This is a genomic window from Novosphingobium resinovorum (genome assembly GCF_001742225.1).
In the GTDB taxonomy this organism is placed as follows: domain Bacteria; phylum Pseudomonadota; class Alphaproteobacteria; order Sphingomonadales; family Sphingomonadaceae; genus Novosphingobium; species Novosphingobium resinovorum_A.
In genome coordinates this window covers 1,015,958-1,040,832 of sequence record NZ_CP017076.1, presented here as the reverse complement: position 1 = coordinate 1,040,832, position 24,875 = coordinate 1,015,958, and the positions used below count along the sequence as shown (strand labels likewise).

Annotated in this window: 20 protein-coding genes; 7 read left to right on the top strand and 13 right to left on the bottom strand. The window is 66.2% G+C overall.

From position 1 onward, the window contains the following. Positions 1-70 precede the first annotated feature (70 nt). The 5 genes from BES08_RS22050 to BES08_RS22030 all read right to left on the bottom strand — a co-directional run bounded on the left by BES08_RS22050 (position 71) and on the right by BES08_RS22030 (position 7,237). Positions 71-1,432, bottom strand: a complete 1,362-nt coding sequence (locus BES08_RS22050; protein WP_036527044.1) for an MmgE/PrpD family protein — start codon at positions 1,430-1,432, stop codon at positions 71-73. A gap of 14 nt (positions 1,433-1,446) precedes the next feature. Continuing rightward, positions 1,447-2,463, bottom strand: a complete 1,017-nt coding sequence (locus BES08_RS22045; RefSeq protein ID WP_036527046.1) for a zinc-dependent alcohol dehydrogenase family protein — start codon at positions 2,461-2,463, stop codon at positions 1,447-1,449. A gap of 86 nt (positions 2,464-2,549) precedes the next feature. Next, on the bottom strand, positions 2,550-3,311 hold the full coding sequence (locus BES08_RS22040; protein ID WP_036527047.1) for a GntR family transcriptional regulator: 762 nt from the start codon (positions 3,309-3,311) through the stop codon (positions 2,550-2,552). Positions 3,312-3,539: 228 nt separating this feature from the next. Then, positions 3,540-5,795: a TonB-dependent receptor gene (locus BES08_RS22035; RefSeq protein ID WP_036527049.1), complete on the bottom strand. Its 2,256-nt coding sequence runs from the start codon at positions 5,793-5,795 to the stop codon at positions 3,540-3,542. 185 nt (positions 5,796-5,980) lie between these two features. Next, the gene (locus tag BES08_RS22030) at positions 5,981-7,237 is read right to left on the bottom strand and encodes an MFS transporter (protein WP_036527170.1); all 1,257 of its coding nucleotides are present in this window, start codon (positions 7,235-7,237) and stop codon (positions 5,981-5,983) included. A gap of 91 nt (positions 7,238-7,328) precedes the next feature. Between BES08_RS22030 and BES08_RS34140 the strand changes: the two genes are divergently transcribed. From BES08_RS34140 to BES08_RS22010, 4 genes are read left to right on the top strand one after another with little or no spacing between them, the layout of a single operon-like run. Further along, positions 7,329-8,993, top strand: coding sequence for an alpha/beta fold hydrolase (locus BES08_RS34140; protein ID WP_231958325.1), 1,665 nt, complete (start codon positions 7,329-7,331; stop codon positions 8,991-8,993). Positions 8,994-9,043: 50 nt separating this feature from the next. Continuing rightward, a complete protein-coding gene (locus tag BES08_RS22020) occupies positions 9,044-10,318 on the top strand; it encodes an MFS transporter (RefSeq protein ID WP_231958324.1) in 1,275 nt (424 codons plus the stop codon). A gap of 1 nt (position 10,319) precedes the next feature. Next, positions 10,320-11,912 (top strand): FAD-binding oxidoreductase, encoded by a 1,593-nt coding sequence (locus BES08_RS22015; protein ID WP_051586945.1) that lies wholly within the window; start codon positions 10,320-10,322, stop codon positions 11,910-11,912. A gap of 7 nt (positions 11,913-11,919) precedes the next feature. After that, positions 11,920-12,741: a cupin domain-containing protein gene (locus BES08_RS22010; protein WP_036527052.1), complete on the top strand. Its 822-nt coding sequence runs from the start codon at positions 11,920-11,922 to the stop codon at positions 12,739-12,741. A gap of 126 nt (positions 12,742-12,867) precedes the next feature. On the opposite strand, the gene BES08_RS22005 is transcribed toward BES08_RS22010, so the two are convergent. The 7 genes from BES08_RS22005 to BES08_RS21975 form a co-directional block, all read right to left on the bottom strand. Continuing rightward, positions 12,868-13,596, bottom strand: coding sequence for a DUF3108 domain-containing protein (locus BES08_RS22005; protein ID WP_036527054.1), 729 nt, complete (start codon positions 13,594-13,596; stop codon positions 12,868-12,870). A 25-nt stretch (positions 13,597-13,621) separates the two neighbouring features. Continuing rightward, a complete protein-coding gene (locus BES08_RS22000) occupies positions 13,622-14,281 on the bottom strand; it encodes a hypothetical protein (protein ID WP_081799078.1) in 660 nt (219 codons plus the stop codon). Positions 14,282-14,297: 16 nt separating this feature from the next. Next, positions 14,298-15,137: an alpha/beta fold hydrolase gene (locus BES08_RS21995; protein WP_036527056.1), complete on the bottom strand. Its 840-nt coding sequence runs from the start codon at positions 15,135-15,137 to the stop codon at positions 14,298-14,300. A 24-nt stretch (positions 15,138-15,161) separates the two neighbouring features. Further along, positions 15,162-16,058: a VOC family protein gene (locus BES08_RS21990; RefSeq protein WP_036527057.1), complete on the bottom strand. Its 897-nt coding sequence runs from the start codon at positions 16,056-16,058 to the stop codon at positions 15,162-15,164. Positions 16,059-16,149: 91 nt separating this feature from the next. Next, the gene (gene leuD / locus BES08_RS21985; RefSeq protein ID WP_036527060.1) at positions 16,150-16,764 is read right to left on the bottom strand and encodes a 3-isopropylmalate dehydratase small subunit; all 615 of its coding nucleotides are present in this window, start codon (positions 16,762-16,764) and stop codon (positions 16,150-16,152) included. Beyond that, positions 16,761-18,161, bottom strand: a complete 1,401-nt coding sequence (locus BES08_RS21980; RefSeq protein WP_036527062.1) for a 3-isopropylmalate dehydratase large subunit — start codon at positions 18,159-18,161, stop codon at positions 16,761-16,763. Before BES08_RS21980 ends, leuD begins: the two co-directional genes overlap by 4 nt. Continuing rightward, positions 18,158-19,402, bottom strand: a complete 1,245-nt coding sequence (locus tag BES08_RS21975; RefSeq protein WP_051586946.1) for a CaiB/BaiF CoA transferase family protein — start codon at positions 19,400-19,402, stop codon at positions 18,158-18,160. The genes BES08_RS21980 and BES08_RS21975 overlap by 4 nt, the downstream gene beginning before the upstream one ends. A 165-nt stretch (positions 19,403-19,567) precedes the next feature. Here BES08_RS21975 and BES08_RS21970 point away from each other — a divergent pair, with 165 nt between their 5' ends. From BES08_RS21970 to BES08_RS21960, 3 genes are read left to right on the top strand one after another with little or no spacing between them, the layout of a single operon-like run. Then, positions 19,568-20,251: an isochorismatase family protein gene (locus BES08_RS21970; protein ID WP_036527064.1), complete on the top strand. Its 684-nt coding sequence runs from the start codon at positions 19,568-19,570 to the stop codon at positions 20,249-20,251. Continuing rightward, positions 20,251-21,135 carry a polysaccharide deacetylase family protein gene (locus BES08_RS21965; protein WP_036527066.1) on the top strand — a complete coding sequence of 295 codons (885 nt, stop codon included), beginning with the start codon at positions 20,251-20,253 and terminating at the stop codon, positions 21,133-21,135. Before BES08_RS21970 ends, BES08_RS21965 begins: the two co-directional genes overlap by 1 nt. Beyond that, a complete protein-coding gene (locus BES08_RS21960; protein ID WP_036527068.1) occupies positions 21,132-22,052 on the top strand; it encodes a polysaccharide deacetylase family protein in 921 nt (306 codons plus the stop codon). Before BES08_RS21965 ends, BES08_RS21960 begins: the two co-directional genes overlap by 4 nt. 393 nt (positions 22,053-22,445) lie before the next feature. Here BES08_RS21960 and BES08_RS21955 read toward each other — a convergent pair whose 3' ends face one another. Next, entirely contained in the window at positions 22,446-24,749 is a 2,304-nt protein-coding gene (locus BES08_RS21955; protein WP_036527071.1) for a TonB-dependent receptor, read from the bottom strand. Between the last annotated feature and the right edge of the window lie 126 nt (positions 24,750-24,875).

The following is a 24,875-nucleotide window of genomic DNA, read 5'->3' as shown; positions in this document are numbered from 1 at the left end:
CGAAGCAATCCAGGGCAGTTCAGCGCCGCCTTGGATTGCTTCGCTACGCTCGCAAAGACGACAGTAGTGGTCAGTCGAGAACTTCGGATAGTGTGGCAATCACATCCCCAGCCGCATCCAGCCGCCCGACCAGCGCGTGCAGCTGTGGCACCAGCGCCGCATCCAGCCCGCCGAACGCGAAGCACTTGCCCGCCTTCTCCAGCTGCTGCTCCAGCGTCAAAGGCCACTCCGGCGCGCCGAGCTGCCGGGCGACATCGACGCGGAAAGACCGCCCGTCCACCAGCCGCACATGCGCAAAAGCCGGTACGAAAGCCGCAAGATCGGGGTTGTCGTCCGCAACGACGGTGATTTTCTCCGCAATCGCCGTCAAAACCGGATCGCCCAGCCGCGCGGGCGTAAAGGCATCGAGGCCCACGCCACCCTCGGTCAGAACCACCGCGCCGAGCCACGCGAAGCACAGCCGCGCATAGGCCACCGTCATGTCCGCCTGCGGACGGCGGCCGACCAATCGATGAATCAAAGGCGGCGCATGGTATTCCAGCGCTTCCAGATTGTCCGCCGTCACACCATGCCCGACCATCAGCGTTTTGAGGGCGACGATCGCCCCTTGCGCTGCGCGGCCGGTGGGGAACGGTTTCCAGCTGACTTCCTCGACGCGCCAGACTTTGCCCAGCTTGTCGAGTTCGGGCTCCAGCACCGGGTCGTGCTCGAACAGCGCCATGTAGCCGAACGGCCCCCCGATCGCGCCTGCGGGCGAGGGTATTCCGGCGCGCGCAAGGTCGAACGCCTCGACCGCCGAGCGCGCCGCGCCCGCCACCTGCAGCGCCAGCGTGGGCTTGCCCTCGATGTGCGACTGCATCGTCCCGCTCGCCAGTGCGAGGGCGTGGCCGAAGGCACGATAGGCGACTTCCGGCTCTACCCGGCGCAGGCGCGAAAGCGCGGCGACGCAGCCGAAGACGCCTGCCGTCGCCGGGCGGAAGAACTTAAGCGGCCCCTTCACCGCCACGCCCAGCGTCGCCACCACGTCGATCCCGGCGACCACGGCGGCGAGAAAATCCTCGCCCGAGGCCGGAGCACGCCCGGCCTCGGCCAGCAGCGCCGCGCAGACGGTCGCCATCGGGTGGGCGACCGCCGGCTCATGCACGCAGTCGTATTCCTGCGAGTGGATCTGGTAGGCGTTGACGTAAGCCGCGTAAGGCGCGGGCAGGCGCAGATCCGGTGCGCCCAGCACCATGCCCTCGCCCGCAGCCCCGCCGGTCCAGATCTGCGCGGCCTTGCGGATTTCTTCGGCGTAGATGGCGGAATACCCCGCCACGCCGACCGCAAGGCTGTCGAACAGGAAAGCACGGGCCGCCGCCTGCGCCGAGGGAGGCAGCGCCGCCCACTCGACGGACAGCGCGTGATCGGCGAGGCGGGCGGCGGGGTCAGCCATGGTCGCTGGAGTCATCAGGCGACATGGATCATCACCTTGCCGAAGTGATCGCCCGAGTGGAGGTAGGCGTAGGCATCGGCGGCCTCGTCGAAGCCGAACACCTTGTTGACCACCGGCTCCATGCCGTTGATCGCGATCGCGTTGACCAGTCGCTGCAGCATCGCGCGGCCGCCCGCAGCGATGCCGTGAATGGCGAGGTTCTTGCCGATGATCGTGCCGAAGTTGGGCAGCGGATCGCTGACGGTGCCGCCCAGCGCGCCGATGATGGCGATGCGGCCGTTCGGCGCCGCCGCCGCGATCGACTGCCGCAGGGTGGCGAGGCCGCCGGTCTCGACGACAATGTCGGCGCCGTTGCCGAGCGCGGCGAAGATCGTCTTCTCCCACTCCGCATCGCTGCGGTAGTTCACCGTCACGTCGGCGCCGAGCGCGCGGGCCTGTTCCAGCTTCTCGTCGCTGGACGAAGTGATGGCGACGCGCGCGCCGCACATGCGGGCGATCTGCAGCGCCATGATCGAAACGCCGCCGGTGCCGAGCGCGAGCACGCTGTCGCCCGCCTTGACCTTGCCGACCTCGACGATCGCGTTCCACGCGGTCAGCGCCGCGCCGGACAGCGCCGCGACCTGGCGGTCGGTCAGCGAATCCGGCACCTTCACCAGCGCGTGCGCCGGGACCAGCACGTACTCGGCCAGCCAGCCGTCATGGGTCACACCAAGGTCGTGGCCGAAGTAAGCGGGCGAGAACGGACCGTCGGTCCAGCTGACGAAATGCGGCGCGGTGACGCGCTGGCCGACGTCGATACCCGACACACCCTCGCCAAGAACCGCCACTTCGCCGACACCGTCCGACACCGGCACGCGGTCTTCGGGACGCGGGGCGCCGTACTTGCTGGAGACGATGAGCAGGTCGCGATGGTTGAGCGACACCGCGCGCACCTTGACGAGAACCTGACCGGGGCCAGGCTGCGGCACGTCCCTGGTTACTGCGGTCAGCGAGGCGATGCCCTGCTGCGAACCGATCGTATAGGCCTTCACGATACCCCCAAGCGTTGAATGATGCTTTTTGTATCGTAACTATAACAATATCGGTGCGCAAGCGCGCTATGACCGAATTGGGTCGCTCAATTGACCGCGTAGCGGGTTCCGTGAAGATCGAGCCGGATCGTGAACTTGTCCGAGCGGTAATGCGCGAAAGTCAGCAGGAAGGGCCGCTCGTTCGCATCGTAGCTGGTGCGGCTGATCCGCAGCAGCGCGGCGAGCGGGGCGATCTCCAGCGCCTGTGCCAGCTTGGGATCGGCCTGAAGCGCGCCGATGGTCTGGTCCGCATGGACCGCCTTGTAGCCGGCATCAGCCAGCAGCTGCAGGATCGGCCCCTTGCCAAGATTGCCCGGCGTGATCAGCCCGGCCAGATCGCCCGGCACATAACTGACGACATAGCCGATCGGCGTCCCGTCCAGATAGCGGATACGCACGGCGCGGATCACGTCCTCCCCCGCATCGACCTGCAGCGCGGCGGCGACGGTGGGGTTGGGTTTCTCGCGGTTGACCTCGATCACATTGACGGTGGTGCCGCTACCCAGCGCCATCAGCGAGTCCATCGCCTGGTCGATGTCCGCCTCGATCGGCTTGGCGGGGGACTTGAAGATGACCGTGGTGCCCAGCCGCCGCTTGCGCTCGACATAGCGCTGCTCGGCCAGTTCGTTCAGCACCCTGCGCGCGGTGATGCGCGACACGCCGAAGAGTTCGGCCAGTTCGTGCTCGGTGGGCATAGCGCTGCCGAAAGGGCGCTGACCGCTCAGGATCTCGTCACGCAGTTGCAGGTAGATCTGATAATAGAGCGGCACTGCAGCGTCGCGATCGACCACCCCGATACTCCCGAACATTCAAGACTGCACCCGCGCGGGACTGCGCGAGCCTGATCGTCAAACCTCGCGTAGTTAAGTCAATTGCCCGCGCAACGGCAAATTCGGCAGGCGAAAAAGTCGGGCAAGAAAAAGGGGCACCGAAGCGCCCCTTGCTGATCACCTAGTTTGGAAATCCGCCAAGGGCGGATTTCGCGGCACCGGCCGCGAGGAAAATGCCCCGCAGGGCATTTTCCCAAAGGACTCTCCTCAGAACTTGAACCAGACGCTGCCGGTGAAGCGGCGCGGATCGCCCGGGAACAGCGAGAGGAAGTTCGCGGTGATCGTCTCCTGCTTGGTCAGGTTGGTCACGCCGAACGACGCGCCGAAACTGCCGTCGGTCTTCTCGTACGAGACCTTGAGGTCCACGAAGTCCTCGCGCGGGGCCGCCGCCGTGTTCAGCACGGCGATATAGTACGAGGAATTGTGCCGGTACGAGCCGATCAGCTTGATGTCGCCGTCCAGCGCGTCGACCGGGATCGTGTACGTCGCGCCGCCGGTGAACTGGAAGGTCGGCGTACGCACCGGCCGGGTATCGGTGGAAATCTGCAGCGCCTGCGACACGCCCGGCAGGATCACGACCGACGAATACTCGCCATGCGACAGCGAACCGTTGGCGAAGAATTCGAAATTGCGCACCGGCGCGAAGACGGTCTCGAACTCCAGGCCGTAGTCGACCAGCGTACCGGCATTGCGCGCGAGGCTGACGATCACCGTCTCACCCGGCGGGACGATGCCCGAGGTGATCTGCAGGTTCTTGGTGCGGGCGTAGTAGCCGTTGAGGTTGATGCGTACCTTGCGGTCGAACAGTTCCGACTTCACGCCGCCTTCGTAGGACCACGTGACTTCCGGCTCGAACGCCAGCACGCGGGTCGCGACGGCGGCGTTGCCGTTCCAGCCGCCCGACTTGAAGCCGTTCGTCGCCGAAGCATAGAGCATGACCGAGGGCGAGAGCTTGTAGTTGATCGCGAAGCGCGGGGTCACGCGGTTCTGCGTCAGCTTGAGCGGAATGCCTGCCGCGCGCACGTCGGCGCTGTTGAAGCCGAAGCCGGGAAAACGCTCGGAATCGAAGTACTCGATGCTCTTCTTCTCGTAGGTGTAGCGCGCACCCACGGTCACGGTCAGGTCGGGCACGACCTCGTAGTCGCCCTGGAGGTAACCAGCGACGGTCTCCACCTGCTGGCGGAAATGGCGATCCTGCAGGAGATTGAACGCGGTAGCCGTCGCCGAACCCTGGAAGTCGGCCGAAGCGAGATGGTTCACTTCGCGCAGGTAGAACACGCCGGCAACGTACTTCAACTTGTCGTCGAATGCTTCGCCGGTCCACTTCAGTTCGGTCGAAACCTGATGGTTCCTGATCTTGTCGGCCAGGATGTAGGCGGCGTAGACGTTGGTGGTCGTGCCGTTGTAATTGTTGATGTAGCCCTGCTCCTGCTCGCGATAGCCCGCGATCAGTTCGAGGTTGCCGGCATCGGTGTTCCAATTGACGTCAGCGGTCGTCGCGTAGCTGTCGGTCAGCGAGCAGTTGCCGGTCACCGTGGTCAGCAGGATGTTGACCGGGTCGCCCTTGCAGTTGCCTTCGGGCAAGGCATTGCGGGTGTTGTAGAAATCCGGCGTGGTCGTCGTCTTGTAGCGATCCGACGCGCCCGGCGCGGCGTAGACGCCAAGGTAGGTGCCGGTGTTGCGGGTGTACTCGCCCGACAGATCGATGGTCAGGTCGTCGGTCGGCAGGAAGCGCACGTCGCCGCGGAAGCCGTAGTTGCGCTCGCCGTTGAGGCGGTCGCCGGTGGTGACGTTCTTGAGGTAGCCCTTGTCGTAGACGTAGTAGGCGGACCACTTCGTCAGCACGCGCTCGCTCACCGGCAGGTCCACGGTGGTCTTGGCGGTGACGCGGTCATAGGAGCCGTAGGTCGCCTCGAACTTGGCGCCCATCCGGTCCGACGGCTTCTTCATGATCACCGAGACGGCGCCGCCGGTGGTGTTGCGGCCGAACAGCGTGCCCTGCGGTCCGCGGAGCACTTCCACGCGGTCGACGTCGAAGAACTGGTAGTTGTTGGCGTTCTGGCGCGCGACGTAGACGTTGTCGACATACGTGCCGACCGGCGGATCGAAAGTCGCGACCGACTGGCTGTTGCCGAGGCCGCGCAGGTAGTAGGCGTTGGCGGTGCCCAGCCCTGCGTTGTGCGTGGCGATCATGCCCGGCACCATCTGCGCGGTCTTGATTGCGTCGTTCAGGTTGAGGTTACGGATCATCTCTTCGCTGAAGGCGGTGACGGCGACCGGGACGTCCTGCAGACGCTCGGGACGGCGCTGCGCGGTGACAATGATGTCGCTGCCGAGATTTCCACTTGCCTGCGGCGCATCAGTGGCCTGCGCGTCCTGTGCATGGGCCGTGGTGGCGGTGATGGCCAGCAGTGCGGCGGCGCCCAGAGCGCGCGCACGAATACACCTCGTCGAATCAAGCATGACGACTCCTCATTTTCTGTCCTGAAACCTTGGAACGCGGGCGCATCCTGCCGCCGCCGCTGCGATCTTTATTTGTTATGCATTGATGACATAATAGATTGCGCTTTGTGTCAACCCGCCAAATCGATCTCGTGTCGATTTACCTCTGCGCTGGGGCACGGAAGTCACAGGAGCCGATAATATCGTTATTTTTCTGACAGTTTTGGATAAGCGCCCATGGCGAGGAGCAGTACGGCGCCGACAACCAGACAGGCCGAGCCCGACCTCAGGGCAATCGTGTAATCGCCAATCCTGTCGAAGACATATCCAAAGACGACCGGCCCCAGACCGCCCGCGAAAGCGATGACGGCATAGAAGCATCCATAGATCGCCCCGTAGTGACGCTGCCCGAAGAAGCGGCTGATCAGGTAGGCGAGCAGGTCGAATTCGAACCCCGCACCGAACCCGAGCGAGATCACGGCCAGCGTCGCGATGAGCGGCGACAGCGCCAAACTCGTCAGCAGCCAGCAGCCGATTGCCGGGAACGCGAGGATGACGAGGGCGATCAGCGGCGCCCAGAAACGGTCGAGCAGCCAGCCGCCGATCAGTCTCCCGGCGATGACCGAAAGCCCGAAGGCGGCGGTGATCTCGCCGATTTGCGGGAGCGTGAAAGCGCGGGTCTTGAGGATGTTCTCAAGGTTGGGCGTCGGCGCGGTGAGGGCGAAGGCGATGAACAGGAAGGCCCCCGCCATGATCCACAGCCGCCGGTCGCGCGCCGTCTCGGCCAGCGTCAGGCCGGACTGGACGACCTCCTCCGCGACTTCGACCGGCTTGTCCGAAGCCGCCGCGCCCCGCGCCATCTCGCGGAACAGCAACGCCACCACGGGCACGCCGACGACGATGGGCAAGCAGCCGACCACCACCACGGCCGTGCGCCAGCCATGCGTCTCGATCAGGTGGGCGCAGAGCGGCTTGATGATGAATCCGGTGATGCCGGTGCCGCAACTCGCAAGGCCCAGCGCCATGCCGCGCCACTTGTCGAACCATTGCGTCACCACCCGCGTCCACGTCGCGGACAGGGTGCCGACGCCGAGCACCGCCATGATTACCCATTGCGCATAGTACAAAGTCAGCGACCCGTTGCTGAGTGCGAGGCTCATGAAAGAGAGCCCGAACAGCGGCAGCGAGACGAGCGCCACGGGCCGCGCGCCGAACCGGTCGATGGCGATCCCGGCGAGCGGGCTGGCGACCATGACGACGCCCGACTGCACCGTGATGCTGGCCATCAGCGCCGCGAAACTCCAGCCGAATTCGGCGGAAAGCTGCGGGGCGAGCATGCCGATCGTGTAGAACGGGATCGGGCTCAGCCCCAGCGCCACCCCGACCATCGCGGCGACCACCACCGCCCACCCTCGCGGGTCGTCGGGTCGGGGGGCAGGCCGCGAAAAGTCACTCTGGCGCATCTTCACTCGGTTCGATCTCCGGGCTGGACAACCCGATTTTTATCGATCACGAATAGATATATGTCTATATCAAAATGAGGGTCGCAGCGTCATGTCCTCCCGGCAACCTATCGCCGCCGCCCCATCCTTGAGGATCGCCCGGCGCTACGTCGACGTCCGGGGACGGCGCGTTCATCTGCGCGAGGCGGGGCAAGGCAAGCCTGTCGTCCTGCTGCACGATTCGCCGCGATCCTCGCGCCTGCATCTGGGTACGATGCGGCTGCTGGCGCCGCATTTCCGAGTCTTCGCGCTCGACACGCCGGGCTATGGCAATTCCGACCCGCTCGGCGTCGAAACCCCCACGATCGACGATTTCGCGGCGGCGCTGGGCGATGCGCTGAAGGTCCTTGGCCTTGCCGATGCGCCGATCTACGCGACCCATACCAGCGCCAAGATCGCGCTGGAATATGCGGCCTCTTCGGGGCGTCCGCCCGCATTGATCCTCGACGGACTGTCGTTCCCGGAAACGCTGGCCCCGGCTGCCTTCGTCGATGCCTACATGCGCCCCTTCACCATCGACGCGCATGGCGCCTACATCGCCGCGGAGTGGACCCGCACGCGCGACATGCTACGCTGGTTCCCGTGGTTCGCCACGACCGCCGCCAGCCGCATGGCGATGGAAACGCCCTCGCCCGAATGGATCGAGCAATACACCATCGACCTGTTCAGCGCGGGGCCGAATTACTTCGGCGCCTATGCCGCCGCGATGCGCTACGACTGCGGCCCGGCCCTCCGGGCGATCACGGTGCCGACCTTGGTTGCCGCGCGCCGCGACGACGTGCTCTACGGCTACCTCGACCGCATTCCGGTGGCGGAGAACCCGGCCCTCAGCATCGAACGCCTCGAAAGCGACCGGACGGCATGGGGAGAATGGCTGCTGGCCCGCCTTACCGATGCGTCGGCATCGGATGTGCCTGTCACCGCGCCTTCCTCCACCGGCTATGTCGCGTACGAAGAGGGGCAGATTCATGTCCGGCACCGTGGACCGGAGGGTGGCCGTCCTGTGCTCATCCTTGAAGCATCCTCCACGCTGTCCGCGATGCAGTGGCAGGACGCGCTTTGCGCCACGCACGATACCGTAGTCCCCGACCTGCCCGGTTTCGGCGAATCTGAGGCGCTGGATGATCCCTCGGCCGCCGGCTACCTCGCGACGCTGACGACGCTTGCCGCCCAACTCGGCGGCAAGGTGGACGTGCTGGCGGTCGGCCCCGCCTCCTACCTCGCGCTCGCCTTTGCCGAGGCGCGGCCGGACATGGTCGGGCAGCTGATCCTCGACGGTGCGCCCGAAAGGCCCGCCGATCCCGCAGCCCTGTGCCCGCCGCTGGCCTTCGACATGGCCGGAGGACACCTCCACCGCGCCTGGCACATGCTGCGCGACGGGCAAGTGCAGTGGCCCTGGCATTCAGGCACGATCGCAGCGCAACGCAAGACCGAGCCCACGCTCGACGGCGAGGCGCTGCATCGCGCGTTGCTGGGCGTGATCAAGCAGCCCGCGCACTACGGCGACGCCATGAACGCCGCGCTGTCGATTGCCGACACCCCGCCCGTCACCCGATGCCCGATGCTGGTGTTCACGCGCGAGCACGACCCGTTCTACGCCGCCGCACCGCGCCTCGGCCATGCGACGACCGACCGCCCCGATACCATCACCGAAGCCGCCGTAGTGGTCGCCCAGTTCCTCACCTCGGCGATCGCCGAAACGGAGAGCGCGGCGTGACGCCCGGCGCGCCGCAGGACGTCTGGCCGGCACGAAGATACGCCTGGTACGTGATCGCACTGCTGACGCTGGCCTATGCGCTGGCGATCCTCGACCGCGTCTCCATCGCCCTGCTGATAGAGCCGCTGGAGCGCAGCCTCCACCTCAGCGACACGCAGTTCGGTCTGCTGCAGGGCATGGCCTTCAGCATGGTCTACAGCCTGCTCGGTCTGCCGCTGGGCATGCTCTGCGACCGTTCACGCCGCGTGCCGGTGCTGGTCGGGGGCCTCGCGGTGTGGAGCCTCGCGACGATCTGCTGCTCCTTCGCCTCCAACTTCGAGCAACTGTTCCTTGCCCGCATGATGGTGGGCGTGGGAGAGGCGGCGCTGGTGCCGGTCGCGACCTCGCTCATCGCCGACTACTTCGCGCCGACCGAGCGCCCGCGCGCTTACGGCGTGTTCGTGGTGGGCAGCTCGATCGGGACGGCAGCGGCGATGGCGCTGAGCGGGTTGTTCATCCGCTGGGCCGACGCGCTCATCGCGGGGCTGCCTTCGCTGTTCGGGTCACATATGCCCTGGCAGATCGTCTTCATCCTTTGTGGACTGCCCGGTCTCGTCCTCGCCCTCATCATCCTGGCGAGCGTGCGCGAACCTTCGCGCAAGGGCCTCGATACGCAAGTCACCAGCATCAGCCTGCGGCCGATCCTGAGCCTGTTTGCGCAGCGCCCGGTAGCCTACGGCTGCTTCCTGATCGGCACGGTCATGAACCTTGTCTGCGTCTATGCCATCGTCGGGTGGTTCCCCGCACTGTTCATCCGCGCGCACGGCTGGGACGCGGCGCATACCGGCTATGCACTGGGCGCCGTGGGCTTTCCGGTAAGCGCCTTTGCAGCCGTGAACAGCGGCTGGGTGATCGCGTGGCTGCTGAAGCGCGGCCACCGCGACGCGCCGGTACTGGCGGCGATGGGCTGCGCGGCCTCGATGGTGCTGTTCGGCACCGCCGCCTGCCTCGTGCCGTCAGGCTGGATGGCGCTGGTGTTCTACGCGCTCAATGCGCTGTTCCTGAACTGGAACATCTCGGGCGTCTATTCGGGCATCTCCGCGATGACGCCCAACCGGCTGCGCGGGCAGGTCATGGCGATCCACACGATCTGCTCGGGCCTGATCGCGCTGACGGCGGGCAACTTCATCGTCGGGTTCCTGTCCGACACCGTCTTTACCGGCCCGGGCGGCATAGCCTGGGCGCTGGGCATCGTCTTCTTCGGCTGCGGCACGGCCGCCGCGCTCACGCTGGCCGTGGGACGCGGCGCGTTCCGCGAGGCCGTGATCGCGAATGAGAGGGAATAGTATGGCTTTCGCAAACACGATCGACGACGCGCTGGAGCGCGACCTTTCCGCGATCCTCGGCCCCGAGGGTCTGCTGAGCGACGAGGCATCGATCGAGCTGCACTCCTCCGACCTGCTCGGCCGCGCCGGGCGTTGCCGTCTGGTGATCCGGCCGGAGAATCAGGCGCAGCTGGTCGAGGCCGTGCGCCGCATCGCACCCACCGGAATGCCGCTGATGCCGCGCGGCGGCGGCCTTACTTATGTCGGCGGCTACGTCGGCAGCGGGGCCGACTGGGTCGCGGTGGACCTGCGGCGGATGAACCGCATCCTCTCCATCGACGAAAAAGACATGGTCGTCACCGTCGAGCCGGGCGTGACATGGCTTCAGCTTTATGAAGCGCTGCAGGAGAAGGGCCTGCGCCTGCCGTTCTTCGGCACGTTCTCCGGCCGGGGCGCGACAGTGGGCGGTGGGCTCTCCAACGGCGCGCTGTTCCTCGGCACCGCGCGCTATGGCACTTCGGCGGACATCGTGCTCGGGCTGGAGGTCGTCACAGCGGACGGCGCGGTCGTCCACACCGGGCAGAAGGCAGTGGCGAATGCGCCCAAGCCCTTCCTGCGCAGTTTCGGCCCGGACACCACGGGGCTGTTCATCCACGACGCGGGCGCGCTGGGCATCAAGTGCAAGGCCAGCCTGCGCATGATCCGCAAGCCCGCGCACACCGACTTCCTCTCGTTCGGCTTCCCCGACCGTGACGCCGCCATCGCCGCGATCTGCGAGATCGGGCGCGCTGAACTGGCCGAGGACGCCTATGTCATGGACCCGGACAAGACGCGGCAAGCACTCGCCGCCCCGTCCGACCTGATCCGCGACGTAAAGACGCTGGGCAAGGTCGTGGCGCAGGAACAGGGCCTGCTGCGCGGCCTCAAAGCGGGCGCCAAGCTGGCGCTGGCAGGGCGCGACTTCATCGAGGAGGGCTGCTTCTCGCTGCACCTCGTCCTTGCCGGTCGCAGCCGCGCGAGCGTGGACGAGGATATGGGCGCCGCTCGCCAGATCGCGGCGAAGCTGGGCGGCAGGGAACTGCCCAACTCCATCCCCAAGGCCGGGCGGGCGGAGATGTTCTCGCCCCTCGACGCGGTGCTGGGGGCGACGGGAGACCGCTGGGTCGCGCTCAACGGCAAGGTGCCGCACAGCCAGGCCAAGGCTCTGGTGGACGATCTGGAGCAGTTGCTGGCAGATAATGCCGATGCGCTGCGCGAGAGCGGCGTGGTCGTCTCACGCCTGATCACGATCATGGGCAACCATGCCTTCAGCTACGAGCCGGTATTCAACTGGCACGACGAATGGCTGCCGATGCACGAGGCGACCCTGAGCGCCAAGGCCCTGCGCGATCTGCCCCGCCCTCCTGCCAACGAAGCGGCGCGGGCGCTGGTCATGCGGCTGCGGCAGGAGATCGTCGCGGTGTTCGCGCGCCATGGTGCAGCCTCGAACCAGATCGGGCGGACATATCCTTATGCCTCGATCCTGCGGCCGGAATCGCGGGCGTTGCTGGAAGGGGTGAAACGCACGCTCGACCCGGACATGCGCATGAACCCCGGCGCGCTGGAACTGGGGTGAAGCAACGATGGCCCGGCCGCACATCGAGTTCATCCAGACCCAGAACGTCGACTGGCGCGAACGGCCGGACGGCGTTCTGGAAAAGCTGCTCAGCTACGATCCGCTGAGCACCGACGCCACGCTGATCGTGCGGCTGCCGCCCGGTTTCGTGTCGGGGCCACGCACGGCCGGGGAGCCTGCCTTCGAGTACTTCGTGCTGGACGGCTCCGTGACGGTGGACGAACTGCCCTGCGCGCGACATGCCTACGGCTTCATCCCGCAAGGCAACGGCCTCGGTGCTGTTTCGTCGCAGGACGGCGCGACGCTTCTGGTCTTCAGGCACGCACTCGATGATCCGAACGCCCATGCAGAATGCGCCGATGCCATCGCCATCGATACCGCGCGGATGCCTTGGGATACCTCGACCTACGATCCGAAACTCGGGCACCTGCGGCTTGCCCGCAAGGTGCTGCGGCTCGGCCCGAACGACAGCGGGCGCACCTTCCTGCTCACCGGCCTGCCGCACGGCGTGCCCGATGAAACCCATCTCCCCACCGAGACGCACCACCACTGCGAGGAAGCCTTCATGCTGCAGGGCGAGATGTGGGCGCCCGAAGGCCGCATGCGGCAGGGGGCCTACTTCTTCCGTCCGCCGAATATCGTCCACGGACCGCATGTCTCGGAAACCGGGTTCCTGCAGATCATGCGCTCGCCGGGCTCGAACCGGGTGGTGAACCAGTGGTCGGACGATCTCAAGCCGCTGCCGATCGGGGCGGCATATGCGCCGGTGGCGCCGGAGGGGACGCCTGCCGAATGGCTGCGTCCGCTGGATAACGCTCCGGTGTATTAAGGCCGATGGGGCTTCGACAAGCTCAGCCTGAGCGGAGTTGAGAGGTTTGATCCCCGCTCAGGCTGAGCTTGTCGAAGCCCCCGGCGGCGTGGCGCGGCGACATCAGCCGCCGCGCCCCACACCCAATCAGCTGCGCTCGAACTCGACCAGTTCGTACCAGGTCTGCATGTAGCCGCCGACGCCACCCTGCACGAAGACCGCATCGTCGTCCGCCGTCACCCACACGTCGTAGTCGGGGTGGCCGCCGTTGGTCGTGGCCATGCCGCCGTCCGGATCGGTGAACTTGTAGTGGAAGCAGTCGAAGGTGCCCGCCTTCACCGTCACCGTCTCCTCGCCCACGTAAGCGAGGTGGATATTGACCTCCGAGACCATCGGCGGCGTCGCGCCGCGGTGGTCGGGTGAGGGCAGGAATGTACGGAACGAACGGGTGTGCGGCCCGCGCGAGCGGTCCATCTTCTTGGTGATGTAGGCATCGCCCGCGATCGGGTGAGTGCCGAAGCCGTCGAACGCGCCTTCGATCTTCACCTTCTGCGACAGGCGGCCGATCGAGGGGCCGTAGCTCTCGCACTCGACATAGCCGTCGCGGATCATGAACAGGCCCGAGCCCATGAACGCGTCGCCGATGGTCAGGCGCACGAAGCAGTCCATCGGCATGTCGTTTTCGTCGAGAGAATACGTGATGTCGCGAAGCACGGTGGGTGCCGGCTCGTCGATCTCGCAGATCGCGCGCATGGAGCGCTTGCCATCGCTATGGACGGTGAACACGAAGTCCTCGCGCCCGCGCTCCTGACCTTCGCGGCCGGGTTTGCGCGAGGTGTAGAGGATCTTGCCGGTGATTCTCCGGTGCTGCTGCATGAGTCTCTCTCCTTGAAGGGGGCCTTTAGACGGGCGTTGCGATGCCGAGGAAGCTGGCGGTCAGGACCAGCACCCAGATGGTGATGACGCTGATCCGCGCGCGGCCGTTGACTTGCGCGATCACGCGGTCGCTTTCGGGCGTCGGGCCGTGGTCACGCATCTGCACGATGGCTCCAAACAGCGGCACCAGTTGGCGACGCACCAGCAGCCCGAGCGCGACGCAGGAGCCGAGCACGAGGCACTTGAGCGCGATGAACAGCGGCAACTCGATCTCCTTGGAAAGCGCCAGCATCGCCGCGGCCCAGAGCGCGAAGACGACGACGTAACGGATCGCAAGATCGAGCTTCTTGTACGTCGCACCGGCCGGGCCGTGCTTGAGATGGACGATCCACGCCAGCGCCAGCCAGGCGAGGCCCACGACCCAGGCCGCGATCACCCATGCGTCGGCGATCTCCACCCAGCCGCGCTGCCAGACCAGCGTGAAGCCGGTGGGGAAGGCCATGATCAGCGCGGTGCGCGGCGCCATGTCGATGTTGTTGAGGATTTTGAGCGCCATCATCCGCTCGGCTACGGAGCGCTTGGGATCGACCATGAAAGTCGAACCGTAGAAGGCGCCAAGGTCACCCCCGAGCCAGTAGACCGGAATGAGGACGTGCAGCAGGACAAGAAGCGATGCGCCGATCACGGTGTTGTTCTCTCTCTTATTGGGCGGATGCGAAGAAGGCCTGCATCGCGCTGAGGCGACCGGAGGCGAAGGCGGGATCGTCGAAGCGCGCCAGTTCGACATAGCTGCCGGTGGGCACCACGGCGGACAAGTCGCGGGTCTGGTCGATCAGCGGGTCGTTCTCACCCGCCAGCAACAGCGCCGGGCGCGTCAGCAGGGGCAGGCGGTCGAAGCCGTTCCAGCGGAATGCGGCGCGGTAGTTGAAGTGGTAGGTATCGTGCGCCTTCATCACCTCGGTCGCCCAGGCGTGGAGGTCGCCGGGCGCACCCATGCCGTTGTCGCGGCGACCGGCACGGGTGCGGTTGTACCACGGGAAGAACATGTACTGGTCGCGGCAGAACTGGAACAGGTTGACCAGATAGGCGCCGTTGATGTCCGGCTCGAACGGGAAGGCGTAGTTGGCGAGGATGTCTTCCAGTTCCTCGGCCGTGAAGGTGCTGACCCCGTCGAGCACTACGCCGCGTACACGGTCGGGTGCGAGGATCGCCAGTTCGGCCGCGATGCAGGCGCCGGTATGCGAACCGTAAAGGTCCACCCGCTCCAGCCCCATCGCGTCGAGGAAGCCGAGCATAGCCTCGGCCAGCCGGACCACGGTGGTTTCCTCGCGGGCCAGGGCGGGGCTGTCGCCATTGCCGGGCGTATCGGGTGCGATGACGTGGCGCTTGACGCCGAGGTCCTCGATCAGCCGCACCAGCTGGCGCGAGCTGCCCGGCGAGGCGTGGAGCATGACGAGCGGCAGGTCTTCGCTTGCGCCCGCATGGCGGTAGTGGATCTGGCCGTGCGCAACATCGGCGAACCCGCGCTTCACGATCGTCATGGCATTCCCCTCAGGATTTGGGCGTCAGAGGACGCGGCCGCCTTCGATCACCTCCAGCAACGCGCCGTCGGGCATGCGCAGCAGGCCGACTTTCGCGCCGTTGTAGAGCGCCCCTTCGCGGACCTCGGGACGCACGGCCCAGTGGCCTTCGAGACGGGCGAAGTCGGGCACGTTGATGGTGCAGATCGATACGCCCGGCGGCAGCGCGCCTTCCACTTGCGGACGCGGCGTCGCGGCCTGCGGATACTGGTCGAGTTCGAGGAACGTCTCGCCCTCGTACTTCGCGGTGACCAGCGCCACCTTCTCGCCTTCCGGCAGGTCGAAGGCGAGCGAGATCATCGAATAGTGGATCGAGACGGGATCAATCATGTCGAAGCCCAGCACGTCGCGTACCCAGTCGATCGAGGCCTGCAGGTCCGAGCAGGCAAGCACGAGGATGAACGGCCGATCGACCAGCGAGCGCGGCGTCGGCAACCCGTGTTCCGCACCATTGACGCGGATTTCGGTAAGGTAGACCGTCTCGAGGTCCGGTCCGCGCACCTGCATCGGCTTGACCGTGGGGAAGCCGTCGAGCGGCCTGGGCGGGCCGATCACCTCGAAGTCGGGCGAGGCCAGCATGCGCTCGTTGACGGCCTCGACGTCGGTGACGCAGATCTCGATCGCGGCCCAGCCGTAAGTGCGGATCGGCGCATAGTCCGGCACCGCGTCGCCTTCGACGAAGCGCAGGAACACGTCCGAACCCGAAGCCGGGCGCATCAGCACGTAGGCTTTGCCCGCGCTGGAAGGTGCCTGCCACAGCGCGGCGAGGTCTTCGCTGACGACGCCCTGCTCGACCACCGCGTAGTCGAGCCAGCGTGCATAGCGCTCCGCCACTTCGGCGACGTTGCTGACGGTATGGGTGGCGCAGCGCAGGAGTGTCATGAGCCCTCGATCCTGATAGGCCCCGGAGGGCTCTTTTGCCGATATTGATATAGTATTATATCAATTAGCAAGCGGAAATCGTGGCTGGCCGTCAGTCGGCCAGATATATCCACGGGCGCACGGCGGCGTCGCGGGCGAAGAAGCCCTCGATCTCGGCGCGGTGGCGCAGGGTGAGTTCGATGGCGTCCGCGCCCTCGATCAGCATCGTGCGCGCCTCGTCCTCCATGGAGAACGGGAACACCGCAAGGCCCATGCGAACTTCGCATGACGGCATGTCGATCGTGACCGGGGTGCCGTCCGCGAAGCCTGCCGCGATCTGCTCCACCGCCTCGCGCGGGAGGACGATGGGGGCGATGCCGTTGCGGATGCAGTTGCCCTGGAAGATCGGGCTGAACGACGGCGCGATGACGACGCGGAAGCCGTACTCGGCCAGCGCCCATACCGCATGTTCGCGGCTTGAACCGCAGCCGAAGTTGGAGCCGCCGAGCAGGATTTGCGCGCCCTTGCTCTCCGGCTGGTTGAGCACGAACGTCGGATCGATCTCGCGCCCGCCGATGGCGGTGTAACGCCAGCCCGCAAAGAGTCCATCGGCAAGGCCGTCCTTCGACACCGAACGCATCTCGCGCGAGGGGATGATCGCGTCGGTGTCGATGTTGTCGCGCAGCAGCGGCACCGCCCTGGATTCAAGCGTGACGAGCGGGGTCATGCCGCGATCTCCGAAACCAGAGCGATGCGCCCGGCGATGGCCGAGGCCGCCACCGTCTCGGGTGAGGCCAGATGGGTGCGCGTGTTCGGCCCCTGTCGGCTCTCGAAATTGCGGTTCGTGGAACTGATCACGCGCGCTTCCGGGGCAAAGCTCTCGCCGCCTGCGAAGAAGCACATCGAGCAACCCGCCTCGCGCCATTCGAACCCGGCTTCGAGGAAGACCTCGTGCAGCCCCTCGGCCTCGGCGGCAGCCTTGACCTGGGTGGAGCCCGGCACGCAGATCGCCTTGACGCCCTCGGCGACCTTGCGCCCCTTGAGGATCGCGGCGGCGCGGCGCAAGTCGGAGATGCGGCTGTTGGTACACGATCCGATGAACGCCGCATCGATCGGCAGGCCCGCGACCGGCTCACCCGGCGTCACCGCCATGTACTCGACTGCGCGCTGCTGGTCTGCCTTGCTCAAGGCATCGGCCGGGACTGGCGCGCCCAGCGGTGCGGCGTGCTGCGGGCTGTTGCCCCATGTCACCATCGGGCGGACTTCGGCGGCATCGAAGCGATGCTCGGTCGCGAAGACCACACCCTCGTCGCTGTAGAGCGCGCGCCATGCGGCGATCGCCTGCTCGCGAACCTCGCCCTTGGGCGCATAAGGGCGGCCTTCGAGCCAGTCGAACGTCTTGTCATCCGGCGCGATCACCGCGCCCGCGCAGGCCATCTCGGTCGCCATGTTGCACAGCGTCATGCGCGCTTCCATGTCCAGCGCACGCACCGCGCTCCCTGCGAACTCGATGATATGGCCCTTGGCCCCGTTCGAGCCGAGCGCGGCAATCAGGTGCAGCGCGAGATCCTTGGCGGTGACGCCCTCCCCCAGCACACCGTCGATGGTCACGCGCATGTCCGGCGGGCGGTTCATGCGCAGCGTCATCGTCGCCAGCACATGCTCCGCCTCCGACGAACCGATGCCCCATGCGAGGCCACCGAAGGCCCCTTGCGTGCAGGTATGGCTGTCCGGACAGACAAGGATCGCGCCGGGCAGGATGATCCCTTGCTCGGGCGAGACGACGTGGACGATGCCCTGCCGCGGGTCGTCGATGTCGAACAGGGTGATGCCGTGGCGCTTCGCGCTCTCGCGCGTGGAGACGATGAACGCGGTGCCGGTCGGCATCAGCGTCTTGTCGGTGCGGCCGGGGAAAGTATCGACGATGTGGTCCATCGTCGCGAACACGCGCGAGGGGTGCATGACCGTGCGGCCCGCTTCCTCCAGCGATTTCAGCGCGACACCGCCGGTCCGCTCGTGCAGCAACAGGCGGTCGATGGCGATCACTTCCGCGCCGCTTTCCAGCGTCATGACGCGGTGCGCGCTCCAGATCTTCTCGGCGAGCGTGAGCGGCCCTTCAGTCATTTCGCCGCGCTATCCGCCGGTTCGCGAAGCCCCTCGATCGCACCCGAGGCGAGCAGCGCTTCGATCTCGTCCGCGCCGAAGCCCCAGCCGCCGAGCACGTCCTCACTGTCTTCACCGGGCGAGCGCAGGTCATGGCGCACGCCGGGGAGCACACCGTCGATCTCGACCGGCAGCGCGGGCAGGCGCACCGAGCGGCCGTCGGTCAGCGTCAGGTCCACCAGCGCGCCGTTGGCGTTGAGGTGCGCGTCTTCCAGCAGATCCTGCGGACGGGCGATCGGCGCGAAGGCGACGCCACTTTCCTCCAGCTTCGCCAGCAGGGCTTCGCGCGTGAAGCCCTTCGCCAGTTCGCGCACGCGCGGCAGCAGGGCTTCGCGGGCGAGCACGCGGGCATTGTTCTCCGCCAGCGCCGGGTCTGCGGCGAGGTCGTCCAGCCCGAACGTCTTCGTGAAAGCCTGCCACTGGCCGTCGCTGACGACGCCGATGAAGACCTGCTCCTCGGGCCGCGCCGTCTCGAACACGTCGTAGATCGCCCAGGCCGAGATACGCTCCGGCATCGGGCGCGCCGCGTTGCCGGTGACGGCAAGCTGCGCAATGTGCTGGCCGACGAGGAACGCGGTGGTCTCGTAAAGCGAGGAGCGCACGACCGCGCCCTTGCCGGTACGGTGGCGCTGCTCCAGCGCGGCGAGGATGCCGATCACGCCGAACATGCCGCCGGTCACGTCGATCACCGAGGCGCCCGCGCGCAAGGGACGGCCGCTGGGGCCGGTCATGTAGGCGAGGCCGCCCATCATCTGCGCCACTTCGTCCAGCGCGGCGCGGTTCTCGTAAGGGCCGGTCAGGAAGCCCTTGGCGGAGTAGTAGATGAGGCCGGGATTGCTTTGCGCGAAGTGGTCCGGACCGAGGCCCAGCTTGGCGAGCGCGCCGGGGCGGAAGTTCTCGATCAGCACGTCGGCCTGATCGACCAGCCGCTTTGCCGCCGCGACGCCCTCGGGCGACTTGAGGTCGATGGCGATGCTCTGCTTGTTCCGGTTGTACATCGGGAAGTAGCCCGCGCCCGAGCCGAGCAACTTGCGGGTACGGTCGCCGCCGATGGGCTCGACCTTGACCACAACGGCACCCAGGTCGGCCATAACGACACCTGTGGAGGGTCCCATCACCATGTGGGAGAACTCAACCACCTTGATGCCCGAGAGAGGAAGGCCGCCTTCCTGAATCATGTCGCGTTCCGTCTTGACTGTCATTTTGGTATACCTACAGTACAAATCAGCAATCGCAAGGTCCGCTGGGGGCGAGAGCGCGGCAGTGTTCGCGTCGCGAACAATCGGCCCGCCCCTCCTATGGCCGCGCCCCGATCGGGCGCACCTCTCCCCCCGTGGGGCCATGTAGCCAGGTAATGGAGCACGAGAATGAGTGAGATCGTCGGCACGCGCATGATCCGCGAGGACAAGACCGCGCGCGAACTCTTCGAGCAGGTGATGGCCAACCCCGCCCGCACGAAGTTCGGCTTCGGCGAGAAGCTGGCGATCGTCAACGTCGACTTCCAGAACGCCTATACCCGGATCGACGAGTTCAAGACCGCCTACGAAACCGACCCGCGCCAGATCGAGTACACCAACACGATCTCCGCCCTCGCCCGCTCCAAGGGCATGCCGGTGATCTGGACCCACGTGGCCTATGCCGAGGATGCCGCCGACGCCGGCGTCTGGGGCACCCGCACCAACACGCCGGACTCGCTCCAGAACATCAAGTACGAGAGCCGCCGTCACGCCTTCGACGACCGCTGCGCCATCGACCCGGCAGACATGATCTATACGAAGCGCATGCCTTCGGCCTTTTTCGAGACGCCGCTGCAGAGCCTGCTGATCTGGCACAAGGTCGATACCGTGGTGATCACCGGCGGCTCCACCTCGGGCTGCATCCGCGCGACGGCGGTGGATTCGCTCAGCCGCGGCTACCGCACCATCGTCCCGATCGAGACTTGCGCGGACAAGCACGAGAGCTACCACTTCGCCAACCTGACCGACCTGCAGCTCAAGTACGCCGATGTCGAGCCAGTGCAGACCGTGATCGACTGGCTGGAGGCCCGCTGATGCGCGAGGGCGAATCCGATCCCGGCCTTTACGACTACGTTCCCTATCGCGGGCGCACACCCTTCGCCTGGCCGGGCGGCAAGAAGGTGGCGGTCTGGGTCTCTCCCAACCTCGAGTTCTACGAACTTGATCCGCCGGCCAACCCGCACCGCAAATCGTGGGCCAAGCCGCACCCGGACGTCGTCGGCTATTCCCACCGCGACCACGCGAACCGCGTCAGCCACTGGCGCATGGCCGACGTGATGACCAAGCACGGCTTCCCGGGCTCGGTCTCGCTGTCGGTAGCGCTGTGCCAGCACCACCCGCGCGTGGTCGAGGATGCCAGCCAGCGCGGCTGGGAGTTCTTCAGCCACGGTATCTACAACACCCGCTATTCCTACGGCATGGACGAGGCGCAGGAGCGCGCGATCATCGAGGATTCGATCCGCACCGTGCGCGACGCCACGGGGCAGACGATCAAGGGCTGGCTCGCTCCCGCCCTCACTCACACGCCGCGCACGCTGGACCTGATCGCCGAATATGGCCTGACCTATACTTGCGATCTCTACCACGACGACCAGCCGATGCCGGTGAACACCACCAGCGGGCGGCTGATCTCGATGCCCTACAGCCTCGAGGTCAACGACCACTACGGCTTCTTCGTCTACAACATGAGCCCGCGCGAATACGCCGACACGCTGATCCGCCAGTACGAGCGCCTTGCCGCCGAGCCTTCAGGCACGGTCATGTGCATTCCGCTGCATTCGTACCTGATCGGCCAGCCCCACCGCATCGGCCCCTTCGAGGAAGTCCTGCGCCACATCGCCGCAGACGACCGGGCATGGATCACCCGCTCGGGCGACATTGCAGATCACTGGATCGCCAATGTGGGAGACGCCGCATGAGCCTCGACCCCGCCTACCTCGAATATCCGCGCCGCCGCGAAGGCTACGACCACGATCTCTACACTTGGTCGCCGATGCGCGAGCGTCCGCCCGTGGCATGGCCCGAGGGCAAGACGCTGGCGGTGTGGCCCGTCGTCAGCCTCGAATGGTTCCCGATCACGCCGAATGACAAGCCGTTCCGCGCGCCCGGCCACATGCAGACGGCCTACCCGGACTACCGCCACTACACCTCGCGCGAGTACGGTTCGCGCGTGGGCGTCTACCGCCTGCTAGACGCCTTCGCGAAGGCGGGCGTGAATGCGTCCTTCGCCACCAACGCCGCCATTGCCGAGCGCTACCCCTCGCTGGTGGCGGACGTGGTTGCGGCCGGGCACGAGATCATCGCGCACTCGACCGACATGAACGGCACCATCGCCTCGGGCCTGCCTGAGGACGAGGAGCGCGCGCTGATCGCGAAGTCGCTCGATGCGCTGGAGAAGGCGACCGGCACCCGCCCGCGCGGCTGGCACTCGATTGCCCGTTCGCAGAGCTTCGCCACTCCGCGCCTGCTCGCCGAGGCGGGCGTCGCCTACTGCTGCGACTGGGTGAACGACGAACTGCCCTACGTCATGACGACCGAGGCAGGCGAACTGGTCAACATTCCGCTCAACCACGAGTTGTCGGATCGCCAGATCATCACGGTGCAGCAGCACTCGGCCGACAGCTACGTGGAGCAGATGCTCGATGCTGCCGACTGGCTGACGGCCGAAGCGGCGCGTGAAGGTGGCGGGCGCATGTTGCCACTGCAGGTGACGCCTTACATCATGGCCCTGCCCTATCGCATCGGTTCGCTGGAGACGTTGCTGGAAACGCTGGCGGCGCGTGCCGACGTGTGGTTCGCGACGGGTGGTGAGATTCTGGATAGCTGGAAGGCGTAAGCAAAATCCTCCCCGAGCTTGTCTCGGGGAGGGGGACCGCCGCCGCAGGCGGTGGTGGAGGGGGATAAGCAGGCCCCCTCCGTCAGCCCTAACGGGCTGCCACCTCCCCATCGCTTCGCGACAGGGAGGATTTTTTGCGGCTACCTCGCGCCCCAACACCTCGTCACCCTGAACTTGTTTCAGGGTCCATTGCGCCGCAAACGCTGCGTCGGGACCAATAAACCGCCGGTGCCATTTGCTGTTCTGCACTCCGGCACCAACTGCCCGATGGACCCTGAAACAAGTTCAGGGTGACGGCGTGGCACTACTGCAAACCCGGTGCTGCAAACCCCTCGGCCACGAAAAAGGCCGGGCGATTTCTCGCCCAGCCTTTCCCTCCCCTCCAGGGTCAGATCAGAAGCGCAGCGTCGCTTCCATGCCGAATTCCGGCGGACGCGGCGCCGAGGCGTAGAGGCACTGCTGGTTCGTGCCATACGTCGCGGTGTCGCGCTCGATGAACATGCAGCTCGCGGTCGCACCCGCAAGACCCGAACCGGTCGCGCGCTGGTTGTTGAGGATGTTGCGGCCGAACAGCGCAAGGTCGATCAAATCGCTGGTCAGGTTGAGCCGCGCATCGACCGTCCAGGCCGAACGCACCTTCACCGTGTTCGACAACGTGGCGAAGTAGCTGCCGCGATAGCTGCCATCGACACGCAGCGAGGGCAGGAAGCCGCCGACTTCGGGAAGCTGGTACTCGCCGCCGATGAAGCCGTTCCAGTAAGGCACGTTGGCCTGGGTCAGCCCGTCGAGCACCACCGAACCGTTCGTCGTCACCGGGAAGCCCGCCGTCGAGCCCGAGCTGATCAGGATCGGGTTCGGATTGGTGAACTCCTGCTTGGCATAGCCGACCGAGCCGCGCAGCGTCAGCTGCGGGGTCACGCGCCAGTTGCTCTCCGCCTCGAAGCCGACGATGCGCGAGGAACCGACGTTGCCTACCGCCGAAACGGTTACGGTCTGGCCGGATACGGTGCGCTCCAGCGTGCTGACCAGCTGCTGGTCCTTCACCTCGTCATAGAAAGCCGCAAGGTTCAGCGTCAGCGCGCCGCCGAAGAAGCTGTTCTTGCTGCCGATCTCGTAGTTGTAGAGCTTTTCCGGGTCGGCATAGACCGGCTGGGTGACACCGCCCACCGTCACGTAACCGGCGCGCGCGCTCTTCACGCCCTTGGAGAACAGCGCATAGAGCATGTTCTGCGGCGTCGCCTTGTAGCTGACGGTCACGCGGGGCGAGAAGTCCTTCGACACCTGCGAGTAATCGCTCGTCGTCGGATAGAAGGCGCAGCTCGGGCAGCTCGGCGCGAAGATCCTCTCGCGCGCATAGCGGCCTTCGAGGCTGAGCGTCAGCTGCTGGGTGAAGTCCCAGTCGAGACCGCCGAAGATCGCGCGGTTCTCCAGCCGGTCGTCGCGGGTGCGGCCCGCCGGGTTGGCCGTGGTGGCGAAGGACGTGAAGCCGGTGTCGTCGCGCTCCCAGAAGTAGTAGGCGCCCACGCGCCAGCGCAGCGGCTTGTCGCCGGGCGAAAGCAGCATCAGCTGGTGGCTGGTATTGGTGAACTTCTCGTAGGACGGGAAGGTGCCGAGCGAGGCGCCGCGCAGGGTCACTTCGTTGTTGGCAAGCGCCTCGCCGAAGACCTTGTCCTGGCCCACGCCGCTGGCGCGCGGGGCATTCGGCGCGTCGGCGGTGCGCGATTCATTCACGTAGCCGCCGCGATAGCTCAGTTCGTAGTCGCCGAACATCTTGGTGACGACGGCGCTGGCGAAGTAGCGGTCGCGCGCATAGCCGTCCGCGCCGCTGGTGCCGATGTTGTCGATGTCGGGATCGGGCAGGTACTTGGGGAAGATCGACCCGTTGCCGCGTGCGAAGGGCGCGGTGGCGATGCCCGACTGCACCCATTCGCGCGGCTGCTCGACGACTTGTGCGGCCACCGAGTCCCGGTCATGCTGGTACATGCCGCGCAGCTTGATCGAGAACGTGTCGTCGGGCTTGAAGTAGAGCGTGCCGGACACCGCCTGCGTGCGCTCGCGTCCGATCGGCGCGCCGCCGTCGCGCGACTTGGCGATGGCGCCGTTCTGGAACACCGAACCTGCGACCGAGGCCCAGAGCGCGTCCTTCACCAGCGGCGCGGTGATCGTGCCGCCGAAGTAGTAGCTGGCTTCCGGCGCGGAATTCATCAGGCTGCCGCGTGCCTTGACGAAGCCGGTGACCTCGTCGCCCGAAGGATCGACGGTGACGTAGTTGATCGCGCCGCTGTACGTGGCGCGGCCGAAGTTGGCGCTCTGCGGCCCTTTGATGACTTCGACGCGCTGCAGGTTCTCAAGGTCGAGCGAGGCGAGCTGGCCCGACAGCGCGACGCCGTCGATGAACACCGAGATGCCCTGATAGCGTTCGTCCGAAGTATTGGGCGCAAGACCACGCAGCGAATAGGCGGAAGGATCGTTGCGCCCCGAGCCCGCAAACAGGCTGAGGTTGGGCGTCACCTTCTGAAGATCGCGCACGTCGCGGATCTGCGCGCTGGCAAGATCGTCGCTGGTGAGGGCGGTAATGGCGAGCGGAACTTCCTGCAGCGTTTCCTTGCGGCTCTTGGCCGTCACGATGATCGCATTGGAAGAGACGTCTTCATCGGCGGCGACTTGCGCCAGTGCCGACGTACTGCAGAACATCATGGCGATTACTGCAATACCAACAGAAGATGAAACAGTCCTCATCATTACCAACTTCCCCTTGATGTGTTTGATTTTATCGATATGCGCTTGAGAGAACTCCAAGCTAAGTCATGTCGATTTCTCGAC